Genomic DNA, 15,249 nt, shown 5'->3' with positions numbered 1-15,249 from the left:
CAACATCCAGCGCTAATGCGGATTCCACCTTGAAAGATCGATTCCCCAGGTCTTATAAATCCATTAATTGTCCCGTTTGGCGGTGGAGGCAATTGCGATGGGCGGCACAGTTCAAAACACCGAAACTCAGACAGTGGTTGAGGTGGTCGAAGCCTGCGGAGAATGGTTCGTCCGCGTGGTAGAGAAGGGGAAGGAAGACAGCCGATCATTCGAGCTTGAATCCTATGCCCTGGCCTTTGCGGAAGGCCAACGGATCCGTCTGAATCTCGACAAGTTCGTGCGGATTTAACTTAACCGGTCGCGCGGCTTTGCCGGTCCTGTGCCATTCCACTGGCTGAACTGCGCGTTCTGGCCGGTGATACGAGCGTTTGAGCTGCGGCCGAGTATGGTGAGAGGCCACGGCGACGGATCGAGGGGCAAGGAACAGCTTGCCTGCCCCCGTCAACATTTGGACTTAGGTCTGATTCCTTCGCGTAAATGGCCGAGCCGCGAAACATTTCTCCTTCTACTTTGTTGCAGTGGCCGTGCCGCTGAGGAGAACATGCACAGTGCCTCTATCAAATGAACTGCGCGACGTACCTATAGAATTCCAATGCCCCTCCTGTTCGTGCCCAATGGTGAGAAGGGGATCCTGGCTGAAAACGATTGCCGGTTTCAAATGCGATAGTTGCAGGTCCAGAGTGCGGCTCGGCTACGAAGAGAAGCTGGCCATATTCGAGCGGCACCTCAGAAAGGTGAGCGCCAGCACAAAGTCAGTGAACAACCGCCCTTGTTAGCGGCCGCTTTAGAGATCGGGTGCAGAGGTACACGGGCTTTTCCCCTTTATCCTTTTTTCTCCCGGCCGCGCCACCGTCTATTATCGGCGGCTAGGCCGCTATCACCTTCTGAGCGGGTTAGCGATGGAGTGCCTTGGACGGTGAAAACGATTCCGGCATCCTCAAACGCTTTGCGGATGGCGGCCATGTTGTGGGGACGCGGTTTCCTGTATCCGTTCTCAAGATCGCTGATCACCATCTCGCTAAGATTGGCCTTGGCGGCAAGTCGCACACGCGGCCAGTTCAGTAGGGCTCGTGCCACTCTGACTTGATCTGCTGAGAGTACGGTTCGGCTGTCCATAAACAGTCGAACATTCAATATCGCTAAAATGTTCCTCTTGACCTTCTGCGATTTCTCTAACGGCGTGAGGCCGGCCTCTCGGGTAATGCGGCGGGGTTTTCGAATAACTTTGCGGAACGCTGATCTGCACGCCGCAACGTCTTCTTTTTCGGCTTAGTCTTCTCAATCAGATCTGACCTTTTCGCTATCAGGTAGTCAGCTCTGTTCGTTCGATAGTCTTCTTTGTGGATGGACATTGCTAGGACCTCCATTGTGGAGATCAACGCGGCTGGAAGCCGACACGTTCCCAAAAATCGCTTGTTCAAGGCCGAGCCGAACGGTGCACGGATGCCAAAACGCGAAAAGGGCGCGGTTCATGACGGCGCCCTTTATTTGAAAAGATTCAACTGTGGTATCCTACGAGTCTTGCCGACCATACCAGTCGTCGACGTCTCGCCGCACGCGATCCTTCTCAATGCCGTAGCGTTCCTGGATCGTACCTTCGAGCTGATCGCGGTTGCCGGCTATGCGGTCGAGATCATCATCAGTGAGCTTGCCCCATTGCTCTTTGACCTTACCTTTGAATTGCTTCCAATTTCCTTCGACGCGGTTCCAGTCCATGATGGCGATCTCCTTTCGTTGTCCTTTTGAATAACGGTCGTAGTGGCCGTCAGGTTCCGCTGCAGGTAAGCGCGCTTGCTGGTGGATTTAGCAATGGACCTAATGCCCGTCGACCGCTTGTGTGCGCCGGCCTTTTCCGTTTGGGAACACAGCCGGCCTTTTGCCGTTGGGTCCTATGGAACAGCTTCGCAAGGAAATGCACGTGCTCGCCGATCCGGGCATCTGGGTCGCGTTGGCGGCTGTGTTCATCCCTTATGGGGTCGGTGTCGCACTGCTTCTGTGGGTAGCCGGTTGACGGATCTGCCAGCTCTCGCGTCACGAGGAGCGGATTCCAATAGAAGCGTCTCAACGCTGATGTCGGGGTGCATTGCGTGGTTGCTAATGTGCATGTATCTTACGGGGCTTCAATTCCCCCGCCGCCACCGCGCCGGCCGTTTCTACGGCTGGGCAGGGTCAACGATCACATCTTGCGCCTCAGTCGCCCGCTGCAGCGAATGCGGCTCAGTCACTTAACCGTGTTGCCGACTAGGAACGATGCTGCGATCAGCTCGTCGCCGCGGCCGTCATCGATCATGGCTGCAACCTTTCGGAAGGTTGTTACATCGGCTCCAACAAGCCGTGCTGCCTGCATTCTTGCCTGGAGATCAGCCAAGCGGGCGACGAGGGCTTGCGTCGTCTCGAGTTCAGGGTTCGTCATATTCAGTTGTCCGGCTGAGTATCGTTTGAATGCACACACTCGCCACCCAAGGGTGGCGAGCGTGGGTTCGTTCGAAATCTCAGTCGTAAACTTTCACGATCTTGCGGGTGCCCGGATCGACCAGAACCGTGCGGTTGTCGACCACCACGTAACGGTATTTGACGTTGGGGACCTCGTGGATCTCCACAGTTTCCGGCAGAGCTGTCCCGACGTTCAATTCCACGCCGGGAAGGTTCACCGAAGCCAAGGGCTGCTTCTTGACATACTCACGGATGACCGTGTCCTGTTCCGGCTGGATGATAATGTCGTCAGCGGCGGCGGAGCCGATCCCCGCCAAGAGCAACATGGCTGCGGCGGTGTTCACGAAGTGCATCTTCATATCTTCTCTCCTGCAAGGACCGGCACACGACGATCATCGTCCCGCACTGCCCGGCAACCAACTTTGAACCGGGGTAAACGTTCCCGCCTACGCACCTTTGTCTAATCCGATTGGTCTAAAGTCCGACCGTACAACGCAATGGTCTTACCTTTGGACTAGGCGGAACGGATTAGGGCTTCAGGTTGTTGGTTCTCCACAACGGGAGAGAACAAATGGATCAAAGTGTTGGCCAGGCGCGATGGTTGCTCGCACCGATTTTTGCAACAGCCGTTACCTTTCTGGTAATGGCGGTCGTCCTTAGCTGACATGTCTTGGATCGGCGCAGCCAGGTCCCTTCCTGCGCTGATAGGATTCGCGAGTTGCTTGGCTGGCGAATCCTCTATTTTACCGTGCGCTGGGCCTGCTCCTTCAGCAGGCGGGGCGCTTCGTTCAGCTCATGTAACTTGGGAGGTTTACTATGGATCGGCGATCCTTTTTGACAGCGATATTTGGCGTTGCAGGGGCAGCAGCCTTTGCAAGCGCGGTCCGGCCTATCAACGCATTGGCCGGTGTTCCAGCGGCCAAAAGCGGCATTCTCGAAGAACTCGACGCGCCAGACGCCTTCGACAACGAAGGTACTCACGCGGAAGTGGAGCCGGTCAACCATCGGCGATACTTCGACCAAGATTACGACCCAGACTACTACCACCGGCGCCGCCGCCGCCGGCGGGGCTGGAGAAGAGTCTGCCGTAGTTACTGGCGACACGGGCGCCGTCGGGTCCGGTGCTATCGCCGACGTGGTCCTTCGGTCGTCTTGCGATTTTAGCCAGTTGGCTGTTTCTGCCCATGGCCCGTTCCGGCTGACGTGCTGAGAACGGGCCGGTACGACTCCTTTTTGGTGGCAAACGCAATCCATCTGTCCAAGGGCACTCATCAGCAGGGGCCGACTGGACCTGACTTAGAGCTTGGTGGTGTCGCTGTGGTGCCCCAGGGGGTCTTGTGCAGCGCTTCGGCTGCCGCCAGCCTGGGAAAGCTTTTCGGAAGGTTTGGTTCGGCCACCACGGGGCCAAGCTTAGCCATCAGGACACCCCGCAAGCGATGAGGAACGGGCCGGGTAAAGCCCGGCGACGTCCTTTTGACATACGGGGAAACCAAGAAGGGCGCCGAGCCTTACCGGCGCTGCTTTGAGGGAGACGACGCCGGACTGCTACGGTTTCTAACGCAACGCTACTGATGAGACGACAGGGACCAGCACGACAGGGACTAGCTCTCGTCGCGACACGTTGACAGAATTGACGGCATCGAACGGCAAGGGCAGGGGCACCATCAAGCGAATTTCAAAACCGGTGCCTTAGCCGAGGGGTGGGTAGTCGCTGATAACATCAGGGTATACCCCTACGTGACGTAACCGAGCGCTGACACGTCGGCGTAACATCTGGGTTGACATCGACTATTTGTGACAAGGTAGCCTCGAGCCTAAACCTCGAGGTGACAGGCCATGGCTCGCATTGGTTACGCTCGCGTCAGCACTATTGATCAAGATCTCGAAACGCAAATCGCCAAACTGAAGGCCGAAGGGTGCGGCATCATCCGATCGGAGAAGGTCTCTGGGGCCAGCCGCGATGGCCGGGCCGAACTGGCGACCATCATCGACTTTCTACGGCCGGGGGATGAACTGGTCGTGACCAGGCTGGACCGGCTCGGCCGCGACACCCGCGACGTCCTCAACCTGATTTACGAGTGTGAGCAACGAGGAGCATTTGTCACCGTGCTCGACCCTCATGTCTCGACCCGTGGCGAGATGGGCCACATTGTCCTGACCGTTCTTGGCATGGTCGCCCAGATGGAACGGCGGTTCATCAAGGAGCGGCAGCGTGATGGTATCGAAAAGGCCAAAGCATCAGGTGTCTATAAGGGTGGCAAAGGTCGCCTTGGCCGAACCCGGATGGCCGAAATGCACAGTGCGGGCATTGGGGTCTCCGAAATAGCGGGATATGTTGGATGCTCAAGGATGCAGGTTTACAGAGTAATTAAGGAAATATAATGCGGTTCTAACTGAATCTCTGCAATTTTGCCTGCGCCACTCGTTTTCACTTCTCTCCCCAGATATAGTACGATGCCGCAAATTCTATTAGACTGAAGTCGGAGATATCTTCGTTGGATATTACAACCATAAATGGGTGCATCGATTTTGCTCTGTCACAATTGAAATCCGTTATCTTAACATCTCCAAAAACATCGGCGGGACACCCCTTCTGCGTGTTACCGTCGTCGTCATTCAATTCAAATACGTTGAACAAAAAATCGAAATTTTTGTACCCGCCCGGCCGCCCATAATAGGCAGGGCCGACGGGGAAGTACCCAAAGCGCGCATCTATACGTAGTAGTGCAGCAGAAGAAGTATCCATCTGACTTATTGTATCGGGTAACGTGATGTCATTGAAGGATCCGAGATAAGTTATCGGACCAGCTATTTGCGGTGGGCTAGATTCGTCCTCATCCGCAACGATACCGTATGCGAGGTATTTCGCGCTCCCGTCAAGAAACACGAAAAGACGAACTCCTGCAGCCTCGAAAGCATCAAATTTCTTTGCCTTCCCGAGCTGACTGCCCTTTGCATCTTCGTCATCGAAGTTGTCAATCTCGCCTACCGGCTCGCCAAACACCTCCACAATTTTCTTCAGCGGGGTCGAATCGCGAAAATTCGATACGAATGCTTCTACCTCTTCTCTTTTCTTTACACCATCGTCGCTTCCCGACAGGAGTTTCTGCACACACTCGACATATAGTCGGTAGCCTTCCATCTTCATATTGTCTGGCAAGGACTGAAGGAATTGGGACTGTATCTCCAGATCAGCCTTTCCCTGTATCTTGTCTTTATTCCCTTCGTAGATGTCATTTATTGAACCTATTAAATCGGCCGAAAATCTTGTATTAGCGCCCGCAGCGCAGGTTGTAAGAGCGTTTCTAAACTCATTATCGGACGGCAAGGCCAATGCTGAAATACGCCAAAACCAAGCAAAAAGAAGCAACAGAAAAATGGCAGTCTTTTTGACGTGAATTCTATTGCTCATGAGAGCTACTCCCTAAGAACAACCGGAAGAGCGCCAGCTGCAGCTGTGTCTGCGAATTTGAATTCAGTGCTCCCTTTGGCGGCGGCTGTCCCTGAGAGATAACCTAAGAACGACGTCAAGACCATTAAAGAGCACAAGAAGCAAAAGAGAAGCATAGGCAATTGCACCAATTTCTGGGCACCTCAAGCCGTCGCTCGTCTGCCTGCACGCGATATTTTGGATCTATCCACGACAGCAATAGCGAAGCGCGTCATTGACGTCCAGAAGCGATTGGCCAAGCCGGACTGCCGCTACTCTGCTCCCGTATCTCGCCTGTTCTGTGCTCACGGAAACGACCTCGATCAGCCCTAACTGGCTGTTCTCCTACGCAGCGGCGGTGCCGTTCACTGAAGGTGATTGTCTATGATTCTAGCCAGTCATTAGACCAGCCTCGCCCGTTTGCGCAGGCACAAAAAAGGAGATGCGTGCACGCTGGTCCATGGGCAATCTCTATAGTCCCATCACAGGCTATGAGGCGTTCTGCCGGTGCCGCGCCTTGAGTAAGATCCTGAGCAGCCTGGGCCGCCGATTGATATCTACCCCAACTAGTTCGCCCGGTGGTCCGCAACACAGCTGGGCCGTGAGCTCGAGGTTGCCAATCTACGCTGTGGAAATGCCTACACCGCTGGCGCGTATAAAGGTAACGCGGTCTCCGTCACCACGAACAAACCGAACCCGCAGTATGGGTCATTGGCGGCAGTATGTTGGGATGGGCCTCGTTGCGTGGCGCCGGCAAGCAAGCTTCGCGGAGCCCAATCCCGCGACGAGCAACAAGGACCCAGACACAGGCGTTCAGCAGAACTTCCGGTTCGCGCTTAATAAGGGCCGCCCCAAGTGAAGTCAACCAACTTCTCTTGTCAATGGGCAGCCAAATCATCAAAATCCAACGGAAACGCGCCCAAGAACAATGCTTGGATTGAAACATCGCTATCCGATACACTATATTCCGATATCGCACAGGCGCCGGTAACGTCCCAAAATAGCTTCTCAAATTTTGAGGGGTCGGTGGACAGATTTTCTCTTAGAAAGTTTATTACTTCCTGGGAAGACGCCGCGCCACTAACATCTCCTGACGCTTTATCATCTGCAACCTCTTTCATGTGAAATAGAATGTCACTCATTGTACTAATGGTCTCGGGGAGCTCACACGCAAATGCCGCAACAAAGCCGTGCATCTCCGAGCATGAAAGAACCATTTTGGGGGCTTCAAGATTCCATCCCACCGAGCCACCCGTCACGAAGGGCTGACAATTTCCGCTAGTCAGCTCGTCAAGCTTTATTGTTCCAAGCGGCTTATGAGTTCCCCACGTTGCGCAGGTCGTGTCTTTTTCGCAGCCAAACCAAACCCAATATCCATCTAGCACTAAGGGTTTACGACTTTCCTTGGGATCAAGACTGACTGAAATAGCACCTATGGTTCCCGGCGAATAATGTAATTCTCCTGTATACTCATCGTCTGCGTCGTCCTGTCCATCGATTCCTTCGGGGAAATAATATACGCGAAAAACATACCCGCCGACCGGAAAAACGGCAACGTTACCTTTAACGACTTCGTATTCAGAACGCTCATCGGTACTGGGCTCTCCGAGCCTTTGCTTTACGAATTCGATCTTTGTCTTACCCACAACGATCTTGTTTAGGATGAACGGATCGAAGTGCGACGGATCCAACGCGCTCTGAACGCAAACAGTATAAAGTTGGTAGGCCGTCTCTCTATCGGACTTAGGAAATAAGTTTAAGAAATCTGTATTTTGCTCAAGAATGGCTTCGCCATTCGTTCCGTATCCGTCATACAGACTCTTGATTGATCCTACCAAGTGCGCAGATATCGTTATCTTTAGGTTCAATGCACAAGTTGAAAGCGCGCCAATGAACTGTTCTGTACTCGGGGCAGCACTAACCGGCGGCGCAAACAGCACGATAAGCAGTAATGTTATAATGAACCGCAGCGTGCGCATCCACAATCACTTAAGTGAGAGAGTGCTTTTTATGCAGTCAGTGTAGTCGGCCAGCATAGGTGCCGATATACCCGGCGATGCAGCGCTGATCATGGCCTTCAGCGTAGGTTCTATTGTTAGAAAGGCCTTGCCATTGGTTTCAGCGCCATCATACAGCGACTTCACGGAGCCAGCTAAATTGGCATCTATTTTCAAATTAATGCCGAGTCCGCAAACGGTTAAAGCATTCATGTAATCAGAGGTCGATGGCGACGCGCTTGCAACCTGCGGCAAAGAAATACTACAGACAAACGCCGCAGCAAACAGAGCTCTTTTCATTTATTTGATCCCAACAGTGTGGACAGTGCTCCAAGTAGAGCAGCTATCGTAAGCTTGATACCATCGGCGGAGACGTCCGCCAATTTTGAGCCGACGGACGGCCCCAACAGCAGGTCGGATGCTAGAGTTAGAACAACACAGCAGACGAAAATTAAGAAATACATCGAAACTATGATGATCTGCGTCTTATTCACACTACGGCTCCTCTCACGCAAGGTGACGAAACGATATATCTGACCATAGCGAGTATCGAGTCTGCACCATGCCAGAAACCGAGCAGAAGCGCCAGTGGCCGAACTCGCCTTGCCAGAAACCCTAAGATTGCGAGTACGCGCGAGCCGTCTGGCAATTCATTGACGGTTGCAGAGCCGGCATGCAAAAGGCAGACCGTTTGACAGTCAGGCGGATTGACGCTCGATCGTCAGCCGCTTCTTGCCGTAGGGAAGCTCTAAAAGCGGAGCGACGGGCCACCACGGACAATTCTGTTCCGAGTTCATGATTGACAACTCCAGCGGCGCCCGTGCGACGGTGTGCCCCACGGTCGTGCCGCTTATTTGAACCCAACCTCGATCGACGTCGGCTGACCACCGGCCGGGCCATCGAAAAATAGAAGCGCACGTATGCTGCCGTCGCTCTCGCCGATCGGCAGCAACGCTTCCGGCTTGATCTCGTTGCCATACCCTTCGAGATCGAGAAGTTTCTCGGCACCCTCGCCGTACGAGAACACCGTGTAGTCTCCCAGTTTTATAGGTTGCCCCTTGGGCGGGTCGTTGACAGGACCGGCGAGCACCAGCAGCCTTCCTTCGTAGACGAGGAGATCGCGCACGCCACGCGCATTGCCCATGCCGTCGACCCCCAACTCAGGCCTCAGCTGGGTCGCGTCGCCCGCCCCATGGTCGAACAACACGCTGAGCGGCACAGACAGGATGATGGCCCGGTGATCCTCCAGCACCGGCCCCCGTAGTCCGGCGTATAGGAAACCATCGCGCACCGCCACACCTTCCACAGTAACGCCATTTTCCTCAAGGGGGCTTTCAGCGAAGGGTGTCAGCTGGGCTCGGATTATGCCGGCCAGTTCCAGCGACCGCGTCTTTTCAGGCTGGGCCGTGAGCTTGCCGGTCTTCATGTCGATTGATCCGGGGGCAAAGCGAATGCGGAAGAGTTGGCTGCTCGCCTTGGCCCTCGCGTCGATCTTGGCGTTGTCATCTACGCCCGATTCATGCCGCGGCCGGCCATGCGAACCGATGATATAAAAGAAGCCGTCGGCGAATGCCGCTCCCTCCGCGTCAAGCTCGAGTGGCGTGCCGGCGAAACTATCGTCGATCAGCCGCACGAAATCGCCAGCGATTAGCTTCCCATCCTCCAGAATAACGATCTGCGCGCCTTGCGTCTCATCATCGGCAATGAGGCAGATACGGGGGAAGCCGGTCGTGGTCGCGCAGGCGATGCCGCTGACATCCTTGGAATGGGACCTATATACGAGTGTGACCCATTGACTTAGGTCACACTAGTACCTAAATTATGGCTATCGGGTTTGAAGCGATGGCCGTGATTAAGCAGTTCGACAGCCTCTTCGACATGATGGAAGCCTTTCCGGATGAGCAATCCGCGATAGATCAGCTTCGCTCAATCCGCTGGAAAGACGGCGCTTTCTGCCCCTACTGCGGTTCCACCAGAGTTTACAATTTCTCCGATAATCGCACCCACAAGTGCGGCGATTGCCGCCAGCGCTTTTCGATCAAGGTTGGAACGATTTTCGAGGACTCCAAAATCCCGCTGCGGAAGTGGTTCATGGCGGTTTGGCTGATCACTTCGCACAAGAAGGGCATCGCCAGCACGACCCTCGCCCGCGATATCAAAGTCACTCAGAAAACGGCTTGGTTCATGCTGCATCGCCTGCGTCATGCAGCCCGTACCAAATCCTTCAATCGCCCGCTGGAGGGAACGGTCGAGGTCGATGAAACGTTCATCGGCGGTAAGGAAAAGAACAAGCATGAAAGCAAGCGCCAGAACGCCGGTCGCGGCGCTGTAGGCAAGGCTGTGGTGTTCGGCGCATTGGAACGCAATGGCGAGTTCCGCGCCTTCCACATTCATTCTCTCAAGGGCGTGAAGGCAGCTGTAGAGGCACACGTCAGAGAAGGCTCAATCGTCATGACCGACGAGTTTCCCGGCTACAAGGGCCTGAGCAAGTCCTATTACCACCAGACTGTGAACCATTCGGAAGGCGAATATGTTCGCGGCTTCTACTTCCACACAAACTCAATCGAGGGCGCTTGGTCGCATATCAAGCGCCAGATTTACGGCATCCATCACTGGATTTCTGACAAGCATCTGGGCAACTATCTTTCCGAGATGACGTGGCGCTACAATCGTCGCGACATCGAGGACGGAACGCGCATGAACTCGCTGCTTGCACAGAGCGAGGGCCGTCTCACGTACAGGGAGCTAATTGCATGAGCAAAAAGCTGAAACGAGCATCGGGGCTTGAAGGTATGCCATTTGGGGAGGCCCTAGAGCGATTGTTCAGGGTTGACCCAAAGGAAGTACAGGCAGAGATAGAGCGGACGAAGCGTGAAGGGGAAGAGGTGGAGCGTGACGTCAGGGCGACCGAAGAGTCAATCGATAGAGGGGCCAGAAGAACAAAGCACCGATTCCGTCTATGACTTTCTTTATCACGACGCTCGTCGTGTAGCGTCGTTTCTTTCTCAATTTGACAAATTCGGTCACCTTACAGGGCTTACACGCGGCGAGTACGCCGAGCGGAGTAAGGGTGACAGCGGCAAGATAGAGGCTTCTGGCGGGTTGCCCGCTGTATTCACCGGCGGCGGATCGCATACTCACGAAACCGGAGCGGCAACATCGCGCGAAAGCTCTCGCACGTATGACCCTCTTTGGACGAACGCGCTAACGCTGCTTGACTAGCTCGATGAGCGCCATCTGATAAATCGAGACATTAGCAACGCGCGATTGGGGCAGTTTGTCCTAGGGTCTGGCAATCTTGATGTTCGGGACCTACGGCTAATCCAGCAGGCGATGGCCCTGCCATCAATGAAAGGCCAGATGGCGCAATCTGCGCCGCTTCAGCCTAGTTTTCACAAAGGTAAGGGCAAAGGCCACAACCCAGCACCAGCGCAGCCTGCTCAAAACCCGCAATTCGGGACCGAGTTTTTGTCGCTGTTACCCCATGCTGTGCAAGCGAAACTGCTCACCACGGATTGCAATCTTTGGTGCACGTTGAATGAGGACGGTCTTGTCGTGTCTTCCAGCGACCTGTTCTTGAAGCACGGGGTGCGAGTGCCGGGAGAATGGCACATGCTAGGTGTCTTGGATGCGATGCCTTCTGCCAAAGGTGACGAAGACCCCAACCAGGTTTTCGCTGAGGCGCAGTCGGCAATCCCAGGTGAAGGCTTCGGTTCGATATTCACCATTGTGACGCAAGGTATGGGCGGACTGATCGACGGCATTGTCCCGTTCACGCGGCTTCTACTTGGCCGAAGAGACAGTGAATACGGGATCACGCCGCTGCTGATATTCCGCAAAATCAGCTAGCCGGGTCACACTCGTATATAGGTCCCCTTGGAATTCTTGCTCTCCGATCCGTCGAGATTTTTCGGCTTGCCTATCAGCTTGCCAAAGATCTTCCAAGGTTGCGGAGCAGCAGTCTGTCCAAGTACTGCTCCGCTCCAGGCGGCCGTAGCCGATAGGCACGTCGCCACAATTGCCGCGCGGAGTTTGCGAGATTCAATGGGCCATTTCATGGTGCCCCCAAACTATCGACCCATTTCCCGAAAAATGGCCAAACGTGTGACTCTGCAGGCTGGGTGCAGGGTAGAATGCTTGTCAGCAGTGAATTGCCGCGGTTTGCCGTTTCCCCATTTTGAATAGCTCGCCTCTGGTACATCTCGAGGGAGACCACTCGCCTTGTTCCCCGGTCAAAAGGCGTAGTCAATGAACAGGTCGTTGGTTGGCGTTGCGAATGGGGGGCCAAGAGGTGTTGCGATCGCCGGCGCGCCGTCCACATCCACTTGATCGCTTCTTGCAAGCTGATGGTTGGTCTTGGCGTCCAGTGCAGCCATCAAAGGTTTGCGCGGAACCTCGCTTTTGTTTTCTTCGCTGCCATAGGCATGTTCGGCCGTCGAGCACATTGCAACAACGCCGTTCTTCATCGCCTCAAGGGCGTCAATCGGCGTCGCGTTGGTGCTACCATGATGGCCGACTTTATAGAAATCGATACTCGCAAGGATGTCTTTGGCTGTTTGAGTCAGACCTGTGTGGCCCGGAGTTCCCAGAGCACCACCGAACAGAAAATTAGACCAATTCCCCCACTGCGCGTCGCCTGCGAACAGCATGGACTTGCCGTTGTAGTTGAAGAGGATGACAAGGCTCTGGTTGTTGAGCGTGTTGTCGGCCTGGGCGGCCGCCGCGTGCAACATGTCAGGTTGCATTGATCCGAGAGCCTTCTGCAGCTCTAACGGCCCACCGGCACCGAATACGCTGGGATTATAGTTGTCCGCCGAGCCTCCAAAACGGGAGTCAAACACTGCCCCTGCGTGTTCCGAAGCGCCTTCCATCAGCGTATCGAGAGCCACGAGGTACTGATGGTTCCTATTGTCCATCTGTTTGACAAGATCTGTATCTCTCGGTGGCCCGAGCATCTTTGCCTGCAGGCCGATCGCCGCGAGAGCATCCGGGAGCTTTGGAACGTCACCTGATCCGTAGTAGTCCACAGGCGTCTTCGCCCCGGCAAAGCCGCTGTGAAGGACCGCAAGGGCTCGTTCATTCGACGAGCCACCACCTGTCGCAGCCATTCCACCTGTGATGTTACTCGCCATGCTCTGATATTGCTCATCACCCGGCGTGCTGCGCGCGGCAAGCGCTAGCTGAAGCCTTTGCGCCAGTGCAGTGATCCTGGCCTGAAAGCCGATCGCTGCGGGGTCCGCCCGGTTTTCAAACCAAGGCATCCAGACGCGCCCGACCTTGAATTTCGCGAAGATTTTGCTGCCAGAATCAAATCCCGATATGTGGTCGGCATGCCGGTGGGTCATGACGATCAGCGCAAGTTCGCCGCCGGTATCAATCTCAAGTTGTTGGATGGCTCTATCAATGCTGTTTGTAGGTTTTGCGTGAACTCCGCAATCGATCAGAATATGTACCGGCGCCCCGTCTTTCGCGCGTAGCGTCAGCAGAAAGAAGTCGCCAAATCCAACCCGATACATGCGAACACGTATGCCCGCGTCACCGCCCACCAAGGCGGTCGCGCTGGTTTTCTTGTTCGATCGCCTGGCCATTATAGCGCTCCATGAACGAGGCTGAAGTCGATACGGTGATCCTTGGTCATATAGGCGCCGGCGGCATAGGCAGTGCGCTGGCGCTGGACACGTTCATCGTCAACGTATCGAGGAATGACGTAGCGCACGATCGGATCTGGCCGGTTGCCGTCACTGAGCGCCTGGCTTGCGATCATAAGCGTCACGCCGGCGTGCACCTCGAATGTACCGAGCTCCGGACCGGCCTTGTCGAACGCTATCTCTCGCGTTTGAATGAGTTCGACAACCATGTCTATTCTTAGGACGCCGTCCTCGCCCAAGCGGAACATTGGATGAAAGGACGGTACCCCAATCTCGCCGTGTTCTGGGTTGAAACCGAGCAATTTGGCGTTGGTATTCGCATATCTGCGAAGCAATGGCCCGTTGATGTCCTTTTCCTCACGCGAGAGACCGTTTGGGTCGCCAAACACTAGTCCGGTGACAGCAGGTAAAGCGTCTGACGCCACGGGCCAACGGAGTGACTCTTCCGAAAAATAAAGAGCGCCTTCCGGGACAATTCCGCGGCGCCTGAACGCCTGCATGATCGCATCGCGCACTTCATGAGCATCTACCGGATAAAGGTCAGAGTCGGCGGTAATGAGCGCGCGCAGGAAGTCACCAAACGTGATGTCCACGGGAGGGCAGTAATCCAGTGCGCGGGCGCAGATCATGAAGAACATATCGGCGGTCTTGGAGGCCCGTTCGGCAAGCAGTTGCGCGAGAGGGCCCGGCAGATCGTCAGTTTCGGGGCGGCCTCCGCCGGCGCGGAACACTTTGAACAGATCGGCGGTACGACTGACGTATGTGGTGAAGAATGCGTCGAACATGGCCGCGACAAGGATTGCCCCACGTGCATGCGGTTCGGTGACGGTACGGATGTCATTCGCGTTCGATTTGCGGTCGAGCGCGCTTCTCAGGCCGCCGCTATGGCCTGAGACCTGGCCGAACTGACGTGCGAGTTCGACAAGCGGATTGTCCGAGGTGATCTCAGCGCCGATATTGGCGTGCGACCCTGGGCGCTGTGCGTCGGCAGCCAGGCTCGGGGCATACAAGCGACCGCCGGTTCGCTGGAGTGTATCGAGAAGCGCGTCCTGGTGCGAAAAGTGACGAAACAACGCCGCGAGATCCGCGAACGCTTCATGAAAAGCGGTCACATCGATGTTCGTCGGCTCTGTAAAATGCTCACGGATGCCGTCGATAACGGCGTGGGTCACTTCGTGCGCGATGATATCATGCGACAAACATGTGAAAACGGTTTGCTTCGGAAGGAAATCGCCGTCGGCAGTTGGGCGAGCGGGGAAATATCCGAACAGGATTCCATGGACCTCCCGGCTGTAATACGCATTTGCCTCGAGCATCGCGTGGGGGTGTAGATTCAGGCAGTTAGGACCATGTTTGGCTCGGTGCCAATGGATCTTGCGTCCAAGCGCGACCTCGAAGCGTTCCAGCGTCTCAGAGGCAACGGCATAGACCATCTGCTGGTGAAACCTCGGGTCGGATTCAGTAGGGTCAAGTCCGCCCCGCAAGAGGATCGCGCTATCGTCGAGATCGACCGGCGCATAGTAGGCCTTGGCATGACCATCATAGTCTATTACCGCCAAGCTCGCTCCGACGGGTCCGGGCAGCAGAGGCTCATAGGCTACCATCAAGCTGAGATGGTTGCCCAGCATATGCCCTAGGCTCGGATCAAATGCATAGACTTTTAACGGGCGCCGGGCTGGAAACGGAATTGGGTTAGACGGCGTGCTAGCAGACATGGTTCTGATCCCTGAAACTACGCATC

General features: G+C 55.3%; 15 protein-coding genes. 4 read left to right on the top strand and 11 right to left on the bottom strand.

Annotated elements, in window-relative coordinates; genetic code table 11:
- Window positions 1-97 precede the first annotated feature (97 nt).
- Complete coding sequence (locus NLY43_RS14095) at window positions 98-289, top strand: hypothetical protein (protein WP_023712870.1); 192 nt, start codon at window positions 98-100, stop codon at window positions 287-289.
- A 533-nt stretch (window positions 290-822) separates the two neighbouring features.
- Here the strand turns inward: NLY43_RS14095 and NLY43_RS14090 are convergent.
- The 5 genes from NLY43_RS14090 to NLY43_RS14070 form a co-directional block, all read right to left on the bottom strand.
- Window positions 823-1,116, bottom strand: coding sequence for a helix-turn-helix domain-containing protein (locus NLY43_RS14090; RefSeq protein ID WP_084561206.1), 294 nt, complete (start codon window positions 1,114-1,116; stop codon window positions 823-825).
- A gap of 396 nt (window positions 1,117-1,512) precedes the next feature.
- Window positions 1,513-1,716 carry a CsbD family protein gene (locus NLY43_RS14085; RefSeq protein ID WP_023673385.1) on the bottom strand — a complete coding sequence of 68 codons (204 nt, stop codon included), beginning with the start codon at window positions 1,714-1,716 and terminating at the stop codon, window positions 1,513-1,515.
- A 505-nt stretch (window positions 1,717-2,221) separates the two neighbouring features.
- Window positions 2,222-2,413 carry a hypothetical protein gene (locus NLY43_RS14080; RefSeq protein ID WP_023697149.1) on the bottom strand — a complete coding sequence of 64 codons (192 nt, stop codon included), beginning with the start codon at window positions 2,411-2,413 and terminating at the stop codon, window positions 2,222-2,224.
- 79 nt (window positions 2,414-2,492) lie between these two features.
- Window positions 2,493-2,792 carry a DUF1236 domain-containing protein gene (locus NLY43_RS14075; RefSeq protein ID WP_023669226.1) on the bottom strand — a complete coding sequence of 100 codons (300 nt, stop codon included), beginning with the start codon at window positions 2,790-2,792 and terminating at the stop codon, window positions 2,493-2,495.
- Window positions 2,793-3,171: 379 nt separating this feature from the next.
- The gene (locus NLY43_RS14070; protein WP_156033689.1) at window positions 3,172-3,456 is read right to left on the bottom strand and encodes a hypothetical protein; all 285 of its coding nucleotides are present in this window, start codon (window positions 3,454-3,456) and stop codon (window positions 3,172-3,174) included.
- Window positions 3,457-4,269: 813 nt separating this feature from the next.
- Between NLY43_RS14070 and NLY43_RS14065 the strand changes: the two genes are divergently transcribed.
- Window positions 4,270-4,815: a recombinase family protein gene (locus tag NLY43_RS14065; RefSeq protein ID WP_023713768.1), complete on the top strand. Its 546-nt coding sequence runs from the start codon at window positions 4,270-4,272 to the stop codon at window positions 4,813-4,815.
- A 46-nt stretch (window positions 4,816-4,861) separates the two neighbouring features.
- Here NLY43_RS14065 and NLY43_RS14060 read toward each other — a convergent pair whose 3' ends face one another.
- The 4 genes from NLY43_RS14060 to NLY43_RS14045 form a co-directional block, all read right to left on the bottom strand.
- Complete coding sequence (locus NLY43_RS14060; protein WP_023712874.1) at window positions 4,862-5,845, bottom strand: hypothetical protein; 984 nt, start codon at window positions 5,843-5,845, stop codon at window positions 4,862-4,864.
- Between the two features lie 896 nt (window positions 5,846-6,741).
- Window positions 6,742-7,842, bottom strand: coding sequence for a hypothetical protein (locus NLY43_RS14055; RefSeq protein WP_023713770.1), 1,101 nt, complete (start codon window positions 7,840-7,842; stop codon window positions 6,742-6,744).
- A 6-nt stretch (window positions 7,843-7,848) separates the two neighbouring features.
- Window positions 7,849-8,160 (bottom strand): hypothetical protein, encoded by a 312-nt coding sequence (locus tag NLY43_RS14050; RefSeq protein ID WP_156935600.1) that lies wholly within the window; start codon window positions 8,158-8,160, stop codon window positions 7,849-7,851.
- 550 nt (window positions 8,161-8,710) lie between these two features.
- Window positions 8,711-9,565 (bottom strand): DUF3616 domain-containing protein, encoded by an 855-nt coding sequence (locus NLY43_RS14045; RefSeq protein WP_348531823.1) that lies wholly within the window; start codon window positions 9,563-9,565, stop codon window positions 8,711-8,713.
- A gap of 143 nt (window positions 9,566-9,708) precedes the next feature.
- Here NLY43_RS14045 and NLY43_RS14040 point away from each other — a divergent pair, with 143 nt between their 5' ends.
- Window positions 9,709-10,617 (top strand): IS1595 family transposase, encoded by a 909-nt coding sequence (locus NLY43_RS14040; RefSeq protein ID WP_032997009.1) that lies wholly within the window; start codon window positions 9,709-9,711, stop codon window positions 10,615-10,617.
- Window positions 10,618-11,208: 591 nt separating this feature from the next.
- Window positions 11,209-11,709, top strand: coding sequence for a hypothetical protein (locus NLY43_RS14035; protein WP_156935599.1), 501 nt, complete (start codon window positions 11,209-11,211; stop codon window positions 11,707-11,709).
- A 383-nt stretch (window positions 11,710-12,092) separates the two neighbouring features.
- Here NLY43_RS14035 and NLY43_RS14030 read toward each other — a convergent pair whose 3' ends face one another.
- Window positions 12,093-13,448: a ComEC/Rec2 family competence protein gene (locus NLY43_RS14030; RefSeq protein ID WP_023712881.1), complete on the bottom strand. Its 1,356-nt coding sequence runs from the start codon at window positions 13,446-13,448 to the stop codon at window positions 12,093-12,095.
- Window positions 13,448-15,067 carry a gluzincin family metallopeptidase gene (locus tag NLY43_RS14025; RefSeq protein ID WP_156935598.1) on the bottom strand — a complete coding sequence of 540 codons (1,620 nt, stop codon included), beginning with the start codon at window positions 15,065-15,067 and terminating at the stop codon, window positions 13,448-13,450. Before NLY43_RS14025 ends, NLY43_RS14030 begins: the two co-directional genes overlap by 1 nt.
- Window positions 15,068-15,249: the final 182 nt, after the last annotated feature.

It is taken from the genome of Mesorhizobium sp. C416B, assembly GCF_030323165.1.
Lineage (GTDB): Bacteria > Pseudomonadota > Alphaproteobacteria > Rhizobiales > Rhizobiaceae > Mesorhizobium.
This window is presented reverse-complemented; position numbering and strand designations above follow the sequence as displayed.

Coding starts and splice junctions, on each gene's coding strand:
- NLY43_RS14090 (WP_084561206.1), bottom strand. CDS start 1,116: ATGGACAGCCGAACCGTACTCTCAGCAGATCAAGTCAGAGTGGCACGA.
- NLY43_RS14085 (WP_023673385.1), bottom strand. CDS start 1,716: ATGGACTGGAACCGCGTCGAAGGAAATTGGAAGCAATTCAAAGGTAAG.
- NLY43_RS14035 (WP_156935599.1), top strand. CDS start 11,209: ATGAAAGGCCAGATGGCGCAATCTGCGCCGCTTCAGCCTAGTTTTCAC.
- NLY43_RS14065 (WP_023713768.1), top strand. CDS start 4,270: ATGGCTCGCATTGGTTACGCTCGCGTCAGCACTATTGATCAAGATCTC.
- NLY43_RS14080 (WP_023697149.1), bottom strand. CDS start 2,413: ATGACGAACCCTGAACTCGAGACGACGCAAGCCCTCGTCGCCCGCTTG.
- NLY43_RS14055 (WP_023713770.1), bottom strand. CDS start 7,842: ATGCGCACGCTGCGGTTCATTATAACATTACTGCTTATCGTGCTGTTT.
- NLY43_RS14060 (WP_023712874.1), bottom strand. CDS start 5,845: ATGAGCAATAGAATTCACGTCAAAAAGACTGCCATTTTTCTGTTGCTT.
- NLY43_RS14050 (WP_156935600.1), bottom strand. CDS start 8,160: ATGAAAAGAGCTCTGTTTGCTGCGGCGTTTGTCTGTAGTATTTCTTTG.
- NLY43_RS14030 (WP_023712881.1), bottom strand. CDS start 13,448: ATGGCCAGGCGATCGAACAAGAAAACCAGCGCGACCGCCTTGGTGGGC.
- NLY43_RS14075 (WP_023669226.1), bottom strand. CDS start 2,792: ATGAAGATGCACTTCGTGAACACCGCCGCAGCCATGTTGCTCTTGGCG.
- NLY43_RS14095 (WP_023712870.1), top strand. CDS start 98: ATGGGCGGCACAGTTCAAAACACCGAAACTCAGACAGTGGTTGAGGTG.